Raw genomic sequence first — 14,068 nt, forward strand, 5'->3', positions numbered from 1 at the left:
TTTCATACCAGACAGTCAATCCCATGCTTCAACCTATTAATTACTTATACGATTCTGTCTTATACCTTTTAATTTTACCGAATTTAATGAACCATCAAATGTCAGTCAAAGCCTAGAAATTCAATTCAAACTTCAAAAAAACCAGATCCAGTAGAATAATTCATAAAAACAAACTTCCAAAATATTAAAATAAACTTCCACACTATGATATACTTTCAAATATTTTGATTTTTATACGTGAAATATCTATGGATGGTAATTGGTTTGAATTTGTCGCTATGCAAGGTATCCAAGCTCGAAATGCTTTTTTTGTCATTATGGTACCTTTGAAATTCGTACCTAAATTTTTTAAATTTGATGATAATTCACTCCCCCCATCCTTAAGAGCACAGCGAACTTTAAATAAAAGTCGAATACCTCAAATTAGTAGATATATCACTGAAAACCCAAAAGAATATATTCTTTCGTCTTTGTGTGCCTGTGTTGATGGAGAAGTGAAATTTGAGCCGTCTGAGATCTCCAACAATATGGGTAAACTCAAGATTTCTATGGATGCAACGGTATTAATCAACGATGGCCAACATCGCCGCGCAGCCATTGAAGAGGCGATAAAAGTTAACCCACATCTCGGCGAAGAAACAATCTCTGTTGTGCTTTATGCGGATCAGGGCCTTAAACGCTCGCAACAGATGTTTGCAGATCTAAATATGCATGCTGTAAAGCCTGCTCAATCTATTAAATTATTGTTCAACCACAGAGATGAACAGACACATATCACCAAATCTGTTATTGAAGCGATTCCTTTATTCTCTGAATTCACTGACTTTGAAAAATCTAGTATTTCTAATCGCTCAACAAAAATATTTACCTTTAGCTCAATTCATCAAGCAACTAAGGAATTACTTTCCTATAAAAATAATAAACTGAATACTCAAGAATCCATTCAAATTGCGAGCCAATTTTGGCAAGAAGTAATACAATATATACCAGGTTGGCTTGATCTTCAGGAAGGTAAAACTTCATCATTTCATTTACGCCAAAACTATATTCACGCTCATGGAATTGCACTACAAGCACTAGCAAGAGTAGGCAACATGTTGCTTCAAAATTATTCTGAAAATTGGCAAAACCATCTTAGCAAACTCATTCATGTTGAATGGTCAAGGAAAAATCTAGCGATTTGGGATGGTAGAGCATTAGTCGCTGGTAAAATCAATAAATCCCGCAATAATTTGGTGTTAGTCACGAACTATATTCAAAAAGTTTTAGGTCTCCCGTTGAGTGATGAGTCACAAAATGTTGAAGAGCAATTCATCAACACACAGCAAGTTAAACACCATACTTATTCAAACATCAAGGAGATGGTCTAAATGAGTTTTTTTGAGACCAACTCACTAAAAAGCATTCATGCCTCAATTCAAGAAGTCTATCTTTCTGATCAACGACCTTGGGTTGTTGGTTACTCAGGTGGTAAAGATTCTACCTGCGCATTACAGTTAGTTTGGAATGCACTAGCACTTTTACCAGCAGAACAACGTCAGAAGCCAGTGTATGTGATTAGCTCAGATACGTTAGTTGAAACGCCGATTATTGTTCGCTATATCGATAAAAATCTTGAAAACATTCAGAGAAAATCTGATGAACAAGGTATGCCGTTTATTGTACAAAAGGTAAGCCCGCGTGTTGAACGTTCGTTTTGGGTGAACTTAATTGGTCGTGGTTATCCTGCTCCAAGTAATAAATTCCGTTGGTGTACAGAACGTTTAAAAATCGAACCTGCAAATGATTTTATTACGCAACGCGTAGCTGAGTTTGGTGAGGTTGTTGTTGTTTTAGGTGTGCGCTCTGCTGAAAGTGCAACACGTGCGCAAGTAATCGCAATGCACAAAATTAAAGGTACTAAGCTTGCTCGCCACTCATCACTTTTAAATGCCTTTGTCTTTGCACCAATTGAAGCTTTCACAACAGACGATGTTTGGAATTATTTACTCCAAAACAAATCTCCATGGAATAATGACAACCGTGAATTAGTCACCATGTATAGAAATGCTCAAGCTGGTGAATGTCCTCTTGTCGTCGACAAAACTACACCTAGCTGTGGTAACTCACGTTTTGGTTGCTGGGTATGTACTGTTGTTCAGCAAGATAAATCGATGGAAGCAATGGTTGAGTCTGGTGAAGAATGGCTAGAACCACTATTGGAATATCGTGACTTACTGTCGTCAACTCAGGACCCTGAGAAAAAATTCATTTATCGTGAATTTAAACGCCGTAATGGTCAAGTTGCTTTTAACCATGCTAACGGCAAATTGGTTCCTGGCCCTTACAAACTAGAATTCCGTAAAGAACTCCTTGGTAAGCTTTTGGAAATTCAAAAACAAGTACAAGTAGAAGCACCTATCGGTGAAGCACCTGTGCTTATTCATCCAGCAGAATTACATGAAATTCGTCGTTTATGGCGTTCTGAAAGTGGTGATTGGGCAGACTCAGTTCCTCAAATTGTCAAAAACACCCTTGGGATTGAACTCGATTGGGAAGTTGAGGATAGCGTTCTCTATAACACCCAAGACTTTGCTTTGCTAGATCGTATTTGCAAAGAACATGAACTTCCTACCGAGCTTATGGTTAAACTCATTGGAGTAGAAAAAGCCTCCCATGGTCTCAAACGACGTCATAATATTCATAATCAGCTTAGCAAAGTACTCAATGAAGAATGGCGGGATTTGAAAACCATTCTTGCTGATCGTAACTCAGATCAAACCATTGATGACATCATTGAAACAGAAGATGAAGAAGCATCTTTTGCTGAAGAAATCTCTTCAGGTCAGCTAGATTTACTCAATAACGCTGGAGCTAATCCATGATTATCAAATCATTAATTTTAGATAATGTTGGTTTATATAGTCAGCGTACCGAATTTTCTTTGGAACCTAAAAAATCATCAATTACCAATAAGCCAATCATACTCATTGGTGGTCGTAATGGTGCTGGTAAAACGACATTCTTAGATTCTGTTCGTTTGGCACTTTATGGTAAACGTGCTTTAGGTCTTGGCATTAGCACCAAAGATTACCATCAATATTTATTAAACAAGACAAATCAGAATCATCTCGAACGTGCTTCAAGTATAGAACTGACCTTCATCTATACCGAAGGCAGTATTCCTGCTGAATTCAAAATATGTCGCTCTTGGTCTTTAGCAGCAGATGGTCATATCCGTGAGAATTTGGACCTCCAAAAGAATGGTTCAACTGTTACGTCTGTACCAAAACAAGAATGGGAAAACTTCCTTTTAGAACTCATTCCAATCGGGGTTTCTCAGCTATTCTTCTTCGACGGCGAAAAAATTCAGGATATTGCTGAAGATAATAATGCTTCTTTATCAGATGCGATTAAAAATCTTCTTGGGATCGACTTAATTGAAAAGTTACGTCTCGACTTACATTCATATTTAACACGTAATAAATCTGATGATATTGAACAGAATGATGTAGCCCTTTTAACCCAACAGTTAACTGAGCTTAAATCTAAAGAAAATGACATTAAGAATGAGTATGCTCAGCTTAAGTTCGAACATCAGACCTTACTGAAAAACATTGAACAAAAAAGATTACGCTTTGTGTCTGAAGGTGGTGCAATTGCGTTGCAATATGATCAACTCAAAACCAAACTCTCTCAACTTAACAAAGAGATCAATACCTGTAAGCAAGAATTGGTAAATTTAGCGAACGGGTTACTCCCGTTCCTATTTGCACCTAAGCTTATCTCTAAATTTACAAATCATTTAAAAAGTTCGTCTGCTGATCAATCAGCTAACTATAAACTTGTTGAACAAGCTTTAAGCTCATTCCAAACAAGTCCTATTCAGAAAAAAGAACTCTGGAAAGATGAACATTGGCAAAATTTTAATGATTTCCTTTCAAGTTATTTTAATACAGAGTCAAAACATAGCTCTCATATCGCATTTGGCGAACTGGCTGAACCACAGCAAGCTTTGGCTAAATTATTAAGCCTAGATGCTGAAGTGAAGAAACAAGTTAAGTCAATCTATGAACGCTTTACTCACTTAAACCAAGAAAAGGAGGCAACGGAGTTTTCTATTGCTCGTGCTGAAAATGCTGAAGACTCTAATGCTTATCTAGATGAATTACTTCATAAAGAACGTAAGCTAGGCGAACTTGATCTAATCCTTAATCAAAAGGAAGAAGAGGTTCGTAAAATTAATTGGGATGTTGTGACAGCAGAACGAAACTTAAAAGCTGCGAGTGAAGCAGTGGCAGAGTTTGCTTTGCAGAATCACAAAAACTCATTAGCAGCTAAAGGGATTAAAGCCCTCATTGAGTTTGAGACAGCGCTTCTTGAGCAAAAAATCAATCAAGTCCGTCATAACTTTGTTGAAATTTTCAACTCTCTGCTACGCAAACGCAATTTCATCACTGACCTACAGATTGATCCAAAAAGCTTTAACACTCGCTTAATTAAAACCAATGGCAAAGTCGTTGAGAAATCTGCTTTATCTGCAGGTGAAAAACAGATCTATGCAATTGCCATGTTGTGGTCTTTAGCAAAAACAAGTGGTCGTCACCTACCTATGATTGTAGACACGCCACTTGGCCGTTTGGACCGAGAACATCGTGATAACCTGATGAAGTTTTACTTCCCTCATGTCAGCCATCAAGTCATTATTCTTTCGACTGACACAGAAATTGATGACTTATATGTGAATCAATTAGATCAGTTCATCTCTGAAAGTTACTTACTTGAATACAATCATGAGTTAAGTTCTACTCAGGCATTGCCAGGTTACTTTACTGATCTGAAACGCACCAATACGACGGAGAAGAGAATTGCATTACAGCAAGCTTAAAATTTCATCTGAGGCAACTACTCGTCTTCGTATGCTAAAACAACGTACAGGTCTGACACCAAACTTACTCTGTCGCATTGCCCTAATGATGTCTTTAGAAGAAGGGCCTTTAGGTAATATTCCATTACCTAATGAAGATGGTTCTGAGTTTAATGCCTATACACTTACAGGTGAAAATACAGACTTATTCTTCTCACTTCTAAGATATGTTGAAGACAATCATGAAGAACCCTTAGAAAATAAAGTTCTACTTGACCGCATGCGTGGGCATATTCATAGAGGTGTAGGCGCAATGTCTGTACGGCATAAATCACCAGAAAATCTCATTAGCAATATTTAATCATGTAAGCGGACTAATTTGATTGGTCCGCTTTCTTAAGCGTCTTCAATTTTCAACGAAATACATTTATAATCAAACAAATCAATACTTTTGAAATAATTAGATTTTTTACTTAATTTTTGAAAATCAATACTATGAATAAAAATCCACCACCAAAGCAAAATGGGTTTGTCTTAGCTTGGGAATTTATTTGGAAACAAACTAAAAAGCCTGCAGATCAATCTACATTTTGGATGTATTTATTTCTTGGCATTTTACTTCTAGGTGGTTTGGGATTTTGGTTCGAATTTTTAAAATTTTTAGCTAACAAAGCAACTGATTCGAGTGCAATGAAGACTGCATTAATATTATTTGCACCACCTATTATTAATACTTCTGCAATTCAACTTTGCTTATCCAAAAATGACGTAAAACTTCATACTAAGTCAACATTAATTATTTTTATTGTCCTGGTAAATTTAACATGTATTCTTTTATTATTCTTTGACCCACAATTTAGTAGCTATAAATTTTGGCTACCCATGATATTCATACTAATTTTTACTTTATGGGCCTCGTGGATCCAATCCTCTCTTAATACAGATTTATATGATACCCCTCCCAAACAAGCATCAATTGGTGGTACAGATTTAGATAAACCATTAAATGGTGATATTCCAGACGGCTTTAAATCATAATTTTGGATTAAAATAAAATGCAATTTCCAGTTACTGTTCCAGCGCTAAAAGTTAGTCAACCAATGGGGGATTTCTTTGCTGTTTCCCTTCCTGCTAAAATATTACTTGAGGTCTGTTTCAGTGATCGAATGAGAGCTGAAAAAACTTTATTCGGTTATGAACTAAAAGGAACTCAGCGCGACAAAAAAGATAATAGATTACAACAAATTGCCGAATATATTGACAGGGAAGACTCTGCATTTCCTAATGCTATTATTTTAGCAGCTAATTTTCATACTTCTGGATTCACAATCGATGAGTTTCTTGATTTAAGTAGTAAAGATGACCCCTCTTTAAATCAAAATGAATTAGATTTAGAAAAGCAAAAATTATTAAATGGTAGATGGTCTATAGACCAGTCAATAGATGGCAATAATAATATTAGCTATAATCTCACTATTCCTTCGAAGGAAAAGCTTGCAGCTATAATTGATGGACAACATCGATTGTTCGGATTCACAAATGATTATCTAAAAAATTCTGATAGATTAGAAATGCACCTGTTATGTTCAATTTATCTTGATTTACCTAAAGCATATCAAGCTGATTTATTTGCGACTATTAACTCTACGCAAAAACCAGTAGATAAAAGTCTTACTTATGAACTATATGGTTATAATATTTCAGAGGAAAAATCAGAAAATTGGACTCCTGATAAATTAGCAGTTTTTTTTACAAGAAAGTTAGCTACTCTTAGTGAATCTCCGCTAAAAGGCAGAATCAAAATTTCACCTAAAACTGACAATGCATTGTCAGCAATTATGGAAGAAGGTAAATGGTCTATCTCGACTGCTGTCATTGTTGAAGGAATAATGAAATTATTTTCTTCAAATCCAACACGTGACTCAAACTTCTTACTAAGTAATAAAAATTCAAGGAGAGAGATTTTAAAATATTCTCAACGAAAGGATAATTCGGTTCTCAGAGAATATTATTTATCAGGTAATGACACTTTTATATATACAATCGTCTTAAATTATTTAAATGCTTGTGATGTAACTTTTTGGAAAAATGCAATTCATAATTCATTTATTACGAAAACTGTTGGCGTACAGGCAATATTTGATATATTAAGACGGATTCTTCCTGAAGCACTTGCTCAGAAAGATATAAGCATAAATTTCTTCATACAAAAACTAGCACCAGCAAAAGATTTAAACTTTACTGAGGATAAATTTAAAAATGCCTCAGGCTCAGGTAGAAGCATTATCCGAAAAGCTATTGAAGAAAAGATCTCACCCATAGAAGCCTGATTAATCAGGCTTTTCTTATTTTCTCAAATACACATGCTACTGCACATAAAGGCCCCAAAAGGTCAAGCTCTCGTCTAACAAAAGTGGCTTCTACAAAGCCCACTTTTTTATCTTCAAGTAGCTCTGTTTCTCGTTTCACTCCACGTTTATGAAGCTCCCTCCCTAATCTCCCTAAATTAGAATAATGCTTAAAATATTCTTTTAGTTCATAACCATGCTGAGTTGAATCGTACCACTCACGTAGTGTCAAAATCTCTGCAGCTTTTTTAGCTGCAGAGATTTCCTGTTTACGTAATTGGACTTCACTCATTAAAGATCCATCATTACTCATTGCTATTACCTTTTAAGAAACTTCAAGCTGTTGACATAGCTCCCAAAAGGCTTTGTCTTTCATCTTCACTAGCTTCTTATGACCATCAATATACAAGCTATAATGCTTATCGAGTTTACGAACAGTTTCCATTAAATGTTCTTGCTCTGATTTATCATCGATATTAAAAATCGCCTTAATATCACCGTTGCTAATCTGTGCTACCCGATGTATTACCCAAGTCAAAATATACGCTGAGTAGTTATTTTCCCCAGTCTTAAAGTGCGTAATATCTTGCGTGGATAAAACTACACCTACACCATACTCACGCCCTTCTTTAAGAACTTTACGTAAACTTGGGAAGTCTTGCGACATAAAGTTATCAGCTTCATCAACGAGAATCATTTTTGTAATCTGTCTATAATCACCTTGAACCTGTGGTTTACCTTTTTTCTGCATCTGTGAATAGAACAGATCCAGTGTCAATGCCACGACAAGATTTTGCACTTGAGGTGGGTATCCAGCTAGCTCAACGACTAATACCCCATCCAGTAAGTCATATAGACTAGAACATTGACTATTATCTGACTCAAAGATTTCTAGTTCATTTAAGCTCTCAAGAGCCGCATACAATGAATCGATCGACGGGTCTGTTGCTTCAAATAAATTCCAAATATCTTTAATTGTTGGTGCTGGTAATTGCCATGTAGATGAATCGGCCTTATCAATTCCAGCATGCTCATAAACATCTAGCACTAATTTACGTAAGATTGCCTGCTGTTTGACACCTAATCCGAATGCTTTCGCCATAGTGTCTGAAAAACCACGTGCCGTATGTACCGGCAACATTGGTGTATCACCAAATAAGCTTAATGGGTTGTAAGGTAATTTATAAAGTTTATGTCTTTTTACAGCATTGATCTCTACAAACTCATCATCAACATAATCTGACTTATAGTCGAAAATTAACATACCTATAGATGCAGAATTCACATTGCTCGACTGATTCTGCATGAGCTGAGTAATGAGTGACTTGGTAAATTGAGTTTTACCTGTACCCATTGTGCCAATAATCCCTGTATTGGTATTCATAAACTTGGCAGTATTCGTTGGCTCCCAATATAGCTGCTCATGCGTGATGGCATTCTCACCAAAATGAATCTGCAGAGGTCTCACAACATTTGATTCAGGTTGCTCAGATTGCTCAGATTGCTCAGATTGCTCAGATTGCTCAGATTGCTCAGATTGCTCAGATTGCTCAGATTGCTCAGATTGCTCAGATTGCTCAGATTGCTCAGATTGCTCAGATTGCTCAGATTGCTCAGATTTAATCATATCCGTACTGAAGTCAAATAAAGTCGGTTGAAGATCTTGGGGAATAAACTCCAATAACCCCGTCTGTTCGCCACATTTATCCTGATCTTTATCAACTTCTTCTGTTGTATCGTTTGCATCGATCTCCACATATGATGTGTCGCCATTTAAAATATATCGCTCAGGAATATTAAATAAATTTTTACTATCCACTTGTTTAAACAGATCTTTCAATGGCGTAGAAATAAACTTATTTTGGCAAGCACCAGGAAGTTTGATGACTAGAATATCTTGTTCTAGGGTAAAGTCTTCTTGGAAGAATGTATCACTTTCTACAAACGCTAAAACAAAGCCTTTAGGGTACCTCTCGATATTTGCCAACTGATAATGCCCAGCTAACCACCACTCTCGATTATCAAGTAATTGATCAAAATAATGATCCGGGTAAGTTTGATAAAGCTGATACTTTTCAACCTGCATCATAATTTGACGAATGAATAAGCCTCGATACAAATGCCCTACTAAATCTTGACGGCCAAACAGACATGTTTCTAAGTATCTTTTTAATTTTTGTGCCTGAAGAATCCCTTTATCATGCTTTTGTTTTTGGCCTACTTTCACCTCTAAAGGAAGTAAAAACATCTGCCGGTCTTTAAATCCTACAAATAAAACATCATCAGAAATGACACCATATTTTTTGCCTTGGCAGTATGTACTAAAATCAGACTCGCTCATCTTAAGGCCAACGTTACCAGACACACGGATCATCTCGGCGACACTGAGTGGAACCCAAGTAATATCACTCTCATATAAGAGAGAATTCACATATTTATAAGCTGCGATAATACTTTTCTTTTCTCTACGATCCTTCTCAGGAAGAGTCAGCATTTTTAACAGCCATTCTCCATTAAAGGCATTAAATTCATCAATTCTCCCCGACTGACCTTGGCTCAAAATCTGATCATAAAGATCGCGGCGCTTCGTGACTGTAATCGCATCATAATGAGCAGAATTTGTATAGTTATCCGAGTAATGTATGAGAACTACATCTTGTTGAGTTTTAAAGAAGTCCAAGGTAACTTTTGGATCTATGATTACCGTCCATAAACTATCGTCATAAGCATGATCAAGAAGTCTCTGTAAATGATTTGAGACTTTCAGAGATAAACCATTAGACTCATAGAAATTCTGATTTTTCCATGCTGCATGACTTAAAGCACTATACCTCTGGACAATTTGAAGCACAGGTTTATCACACTGAATACCCTTTAAACCAGCAGTCGTAAAATATGTATCTTGCTGATGGTAAGAAGTCTCACCCGCTAACAAGGCATTACATGCGATTCCTGTTTTTTCTGCTCTTAAATCCACATTAGCAACTTCAACAGGCGTATTATTTCGAACAAAGGTTAAATGTGCATATTTGAAGTTTTCATCATCTTTGGTTTCAAATTTACTGTACGTCACCCTTCTTCGAATCAGGTCAGCAATCTGATCTGCGCTATTATCCAATAAAGACAATTTGCATAACTGTTTGAGCTTCATTTGGCTAACAGTATCAGCAACTTCATCAAAATAAGTTGTGATTAATTCATCATCATATAAATTGACATGAATATTAGGAACTTCGTTCGGTTTGAGTTTTTGTATAAAACCAACTAAACCTAAGAATACCTCCTGATTAAATCCATTATTAATAGAGTTAATTAATAAAGTATCTCGTTCTCCTTGATGGAAGAGAATTTTAAAAGCTTCCACAAATTCAGATGTTTTTTGGCGAACGAGAGGCCTTATATAATTTAATTGTGTTTGTTTTTGAGGAATAACCTGAAGCCACATAGGATGTTCGGATACCGCTTGACTATAGCTAAAGTCATGATCAGCATGCCAATTAAACGGAATGAGTCCTTCTGCACTTAACCTACGTAAAGTCGTATTGTGTAGAGTTTGAAAAGATCCGGAGGAATCAGCCAAATACTCATTCACTAAGTTAAGGAAATAAGAAAGGTTTAATGGATGAAATGGTGAGATATATTCCTTTCCATCCAAACTACAAAAACCTAAATTAACAAGATTTTTTGCATCATTTGAAAGTAAGCGTTCTGTAGGAATTTCATGTATACACTTCACATATTCAGTCACTACATTTTTTACAATTTCCCTAAACTCTGAGCCCCATGTGACTAAACTTAACACTGTATTTCTCGTCTTAAGATAATCATAAAGCTGTGTGTAGGCTTGGCTGAGATTTGAATATGCGGGTGCTAAATCCTTAAGATATATTTTTCCACCACGTACAGTTTCAGTTGAGAGTATTTGTTCTGAAATAAGATCGATTTCTAATTCCAGTAACTTCTTATACTCACCTTTTGATTTGTATTCTCGACCCAAGAATGAAATCCTAGAACTCTTGTTGTTATAAATACCGAAAAGTTCATCATCAAAGAAATATTTATAAGAGTCTAAATTAAAAATGACTGGTAGATTGAGGCTTGAGACCGAAAGAATACCTTGAATTTCAAATCTTAATGCATGCTCTCCTGCATTCAGTACGAAATTAACCTGCTCTTCTGTATTTAATAAACGCTCATAAACCACAGTCCCAAACTGATAGGCATCAACCTTTTCACCAGACTGAGATAAGGTATAAGTGGCCTCATTCGTAGTATTAAAAATAAATTCTGATTGATCAGTTTCTAAAATAATAAATTCTTTATTAGGAACCAATAAGAACTTATCCTGAAATGAATGTATAGGAAAAATATTCTGTGGAACCAATAGAACTCTAAATTTAAAGCATTCTTTAGGTTTTGATCTCTTAATCTCGAAATTAAGATATTTCGGTATTCCTTTAAACTCAGTCTCTAAACTTAAGGTTGTTTTTTTAGCGGAACGATTATTCACCTTATAACTCAATAACTTTCTAAATTTAGGTGAGATTTTTATTTCTTCTTCAGATAATTGTCCTTTAATAAAAATAAGTTCCAGATCGATCATTGTCTGAGTTGGACTAACTTCCAGTATTAAATGATGATCACGACTAGAGGAGCTGCCTTTTTGAGAAGCTACTCCCTTCGTACGATGATAATATTGGTTGGCTGAAGTATTTAAGTCAAAAAACTCTATAAGATCTACAGCATTTTTTTGTCTCTCTTGCTGACACTCACCAAAATCTAGCGTTGTTCTCCATGAATCTAAATCATTATCTGAAAAAAATTTATTGATGAATTTTTCACTAAAATCTAAATCAATTAACTTTTCAACGTACTCAGTTGGAAATTGTTCAATAATATACTCTATGTCTTCTTTAAGTCGTTTGTTCTCATCTAATCTTTTCTCAATTTGAGGAGTGCTTGCCTGATGCCAATTTTGTAATGCTGTATCATTCAAATAACCTAGTTCATTGAATTCTATTGTACCGTCCTGAACGGCATTAAATAACTCCCTAAAACCAAACATGGTTGCGCCATCAGCACAAATGAGCTCAAATTGATGGCTCAGTAATTGCTTGGAAATCTCATGATCTTTAAAGGAACTTTCATTGATGAAGCTCAATAAAGCATCATAAATAGCTTGAGGACTCCAAATATTATCCGTTAATGTCAAATCTTTAGATGAATTATTTAAAGTATCAAGAGATGAGTTATGAATGATCAACAAAATGGAATCTTTAAATTCGCCAATTTGGCTTGACACCTGATCTCGTAAATATGAAATATAGTTTTCTGAATATCCTGAGCCGGTATCTGAATGTAAGACTGGGATAATCCTGTGTTCATTTAAAACAAAATACTTGATCTGCTCATCATGTAAAAGAAAATAAAATTCAGATTTACGGCAAAAAGCTTGGAAAAGTTTTAAACTATTTTCATCATCAGGTGATTTGAAGTGCAGTTTTTCACCAGTCGTTAAGTTGTTTTGCGCCCAATCAAAAAATAACTCAACTAAAAAATCTTCATATTGTTTTTTTGACATAGATCGCATCCCCACTATCACTCATTTTTTCCACATTACCTAAACGTTCGTAAAAACCAACCAAAGCTTTTCTACTTTCTTTATCAAAGAAAATTCCTCTTCGCTCAAATTCTTTGATTACTTCATACAGACGTAATTTATCTCTTTCACCGATGACAAGATTTGTTAATAGCAATAAATATTCTTGGGTAAGTACAAAAACTGTACCTGCACTACCCCTAATTTGAGTAAATGGTTTTAAAATAATGTTTTTTACTGTACGTACAACATTTGAATTACGACTTGCTCTTGTTTCACCTTTTGCAAATTGAGCTTTATAAACCTGATGCAAAGCTTCTAAAATAGAATCAATTGTGTCGAATTTATCACTGTTTATTGTCAAGTTTCTATTTTCTATAAAAGTATGAAAATAGGCTTCCAAATTTGGAAAATCATCATCTTGTAACAGTGTAACTACTTTCCATAAGGGATATTTATGACCTTCACTACTTTCTAAACTTTCACAAAGTGCCAAGGTTGGAAAAATAGCATCTAAACCTTTCTCTACTAATTTATACCCACTTCTTTGTAGTGAAGCTCTTTCTCGACTTGCTTTTTCCGTATCTAATATAAAATAACAGTCTTTTATATCTGGCTCATTTGCTTCCTTCCAGCTATTTATCACAATCGATAATTGTGCGGTATATAAAAATGTATACATTTCCAGAAATAATTGTATATTCTCTAAAAAATATTTCGAATGATTAGTAAGAAAAATTAAATCATCGGAGAAAATTGAAGATAACTTCGGTAGATAAGTAATCAAACCATCGTAATTTGGATACTTACTTGGAAAGATACTTTCAAACTTTTCATAAATTTTTTTCTCTATGAAGTTTAAATTCGCAACATCATTACTATAGATAAATTCATTTTTAAAAAGTGTTTTTAACAGAGCGACTATTCTTTTCTCAGCTGATATCCCTTGAGATTCTTCAGTCAGTGAAAATATTCTTAATTTTGGTGAAATTTTAGCGATATTATTTTCTTTAAAATAAATATTATTAATCATCTCCCAAGCTTCTTCATTCAATAGATCTGCTTTAAACTGCTCTTCTATGTCTCTATAAAATTGATCAAGATTATCTTTCAATTTATTTAACTTTTTTTCAGCGAGCAATCCGTAAAGTTCACATAAGAATAAAGTCGTTACGACTTCCCAGTCAAAATCATTACTATTTTCGTTAGTACTTATAGGATAAAAACTTGCCATACTGTTACTAGCTGGCTTTAGATCAACTTTCAAATACATTT

At 35.0% G+C, this 14,068-nt stretch carries 9 protein-coding genes; 6 read left to right on the forward strand and 3 right to left on the reverse strand.

Translation table 11 applies throughout. The features are described from left to right. Window positions 1-248 precede the first annotated feature (248 nt). The 6 genes from dndB to C3Y93_RS08625 all read left to right on the forward strand — a co-directional run bounded on the left by dndB (window position 249) and on the right by C3Y93_RS08625 (window position 7,176). Window positions 249-1,370: a DNA sulfur modification protein DndB gene (gene dndB, locus C3Y93_RS08600; RefSeq protein WP_104852680.1), complete on the forward strand. Its 1,122-nt coding sequence runs from the start codon at window positions 249-251 to the stop codon at window positions 1,368-1,370. Next, on the forward strand, window positions 1,371-2,864 hold the full coding sequence (gene dndC, locus C3Y93_RS08605) for a DNA phosphorothioation system sulfurtransferase DndC (RefSeq protein ID WP_104852681.1): 1,494 nt from the start codon (window positions 1,371-1,373) through the stop codon (window positions 2,862-2,864). After that, the gene (gene dndD / locus C3Y93_RS08610) at window positions 2,861-4,867 is read left to right on the forward strand and encodes a DNA sulfur modification protein DndD (protein WP_104852682.1); all 2,007 of its coding nucleotides are present in this window, start codon (window positions 2,861-2,863) and stop codon (window positions 4,865-4,867) included. Before dndC ends, dndD begins: the two co-directional genes overlap by 4 nt. Further along, window positions 4,848-5,207 carry a DNA sulfur modification protein DndE gene (gene dndE / locus C3Y93_RS08615; protein WP_104852683.1) on the forward strand — a complete coding sequence of 120 codons (360 nt, stop codon included), beginning with the start codon at window positions 4,848-4,850 and terminating at the stop codon, window positions 5,205-5,207. The genes dndD and dndE overlap by 20 nt, the downstream gene beginning before the upstream one ends. A gap of 134 nt (window positions 5,208-5,341) precedes the next feature. Continuing rightward, window positions 5,342-5,884 carry a hypothetical protein gene (locus C3Y93_RS08620; protein ID WP_104852684.1) on the forward strand — a complete coding sequence of 181 codons (543 nt, stop codon included), beginning with the start codon at window positions 5,342-5,344 and terminating at the stop codon, window positions 5,882-5,884. Window positions 5,885-5,901: 17 nt separating this feature from the next. Further along, window positions 5,902-7,176 carry a DNA phosphorothioation-associated DGQHR protein 1 gene (locus C3Y93_RS08625; protein WP_104852685.1) on the forward strand — a complete coding sequence of 425 codons (1,275 nt, stop codon included), beginning with the start codon at window positions 5,902-5,904 and terminating at the stop codon, window positions 7,174-7,176. 4 nt (window positions 7,177-7,180) lie between these two features. On the opposite strand, the gene C3Y93_RS08630 is transcribed toward C3Y93_RS08625, so the two are convergent. The 3 genes from C3Y93_RS08630 to dptG are packed head-to-tail and all read right to left on the reverse strand — an operon-like array spanning window position 7,181 to window position 14,066. Continuing rightward, a complete protein-coding gene (locus C3Y93_RS08630) occupies window positions 7,181-7,507 on the reverse strand; it encodes a hypothetical protein (RefSeq protein ID WP_104852686.1) in 327 nt (108 codons plus the stop codon). Window positions 7,508-7,519: 12 nt separating this feature from the next. Continuing rightward, on the reverse strand, window positions 7,520-12,775 hold the full coding sequence (dptH, locus tag C3Y93_RS08635; RefSeq protein WP_104852687.1) for a DNA phosphorothioation-dependent restriction protein DptH: 5,256 nt from the start codon (window positions 12,773-12,775) through the stop codon (window positions 7,520-7,522). Next, window positions 12,756-14,066, reverse strand: a complete 1,311-nt coding sequence (dptG, locus tag C3Y93_RS08640) for a DNA phosphorothioation-dependent restriction protein DptG (RefSeq protein ID WP_104852688.1) — start codon at window positions 14,064-14,066, stop codon at window positions 12,756-12,758. The genes dptH and dptG overlap by 20 nt, the downstream gene beginning before the upstream one ends. Between the last annotated feature and the right edge of the window lie 2 nt (window positions 14,067-14,068).

Source organism: Acinetobacter sp. SWBY1, assembly GCF_002946595.1.
Lineage (GTDB): Bacteria > Pseudomonadota > Gammaproteobacteria > Pseudomonadales > Moraxellaceae > Acinetobacter > Acinetobacter towneri.

What these genes read in the sequence shown, in the direction of transcription:
- dndB (WP_104852680.1), top strand. Translation starts at nt 249, where the DNA reads ATGGATGGTAATTGGTTTGAATTTGTCGCTATGCAAGGTATCCAAGCT.
- dndC (WP_104852681.1), top strand. Translation starts at nt 1,371, where the DNA reads ATGAGTTTTTTTGAGACCAACTCACTAAAAAGCATTCATGCCTCAATT.
- dndD (WP_104852682.1), top strand. Translation starts at nt 2,861, where the DNA reads ATGATTATCAAATCATTAATTTTAGATAATGTTGGTTTATATAGTCAG.
- C3Y93_RS08620 (WP_104852684.1), top strand. Translation starts at nt 5,342, where the DNA reads ATGAATAAAAATCCACCACCAAAGCAAAATGGGTTTGTCTTAGCTTGG.
- C3Y93_RS08625 (WP_104852685.1), top strand. Translation starts at nt 5,902, where the DNA reads ATGCAATTTCCAGTTACTGTTCCAGCGCTAAAAGTTAGTCAACCAATG.
- C3Y93_RS08630 (WP_104852686.1), bottom strand. Translation starts at nt 7,507, where the DNA reads ATGAGTAATGATGGATCTTTAATGAGTGAAGTCCAATTACGTAAACAG.
- dptH (WP_104852687.1), bottom strand. Translation starts at nt 12,775, where the DNA reads ATGTCAAAAAAACAATATGAAGATTTTTTAGTTGAGTTATTTTTTGAT.
- dptG (WP_104852688.1), bottom strand. Translation starts at nt 14,066, where the DNA reads ATGTATTTGAAAGTTGATCTAAAGCCAGCTAGTAACAGTATGGCAAGT.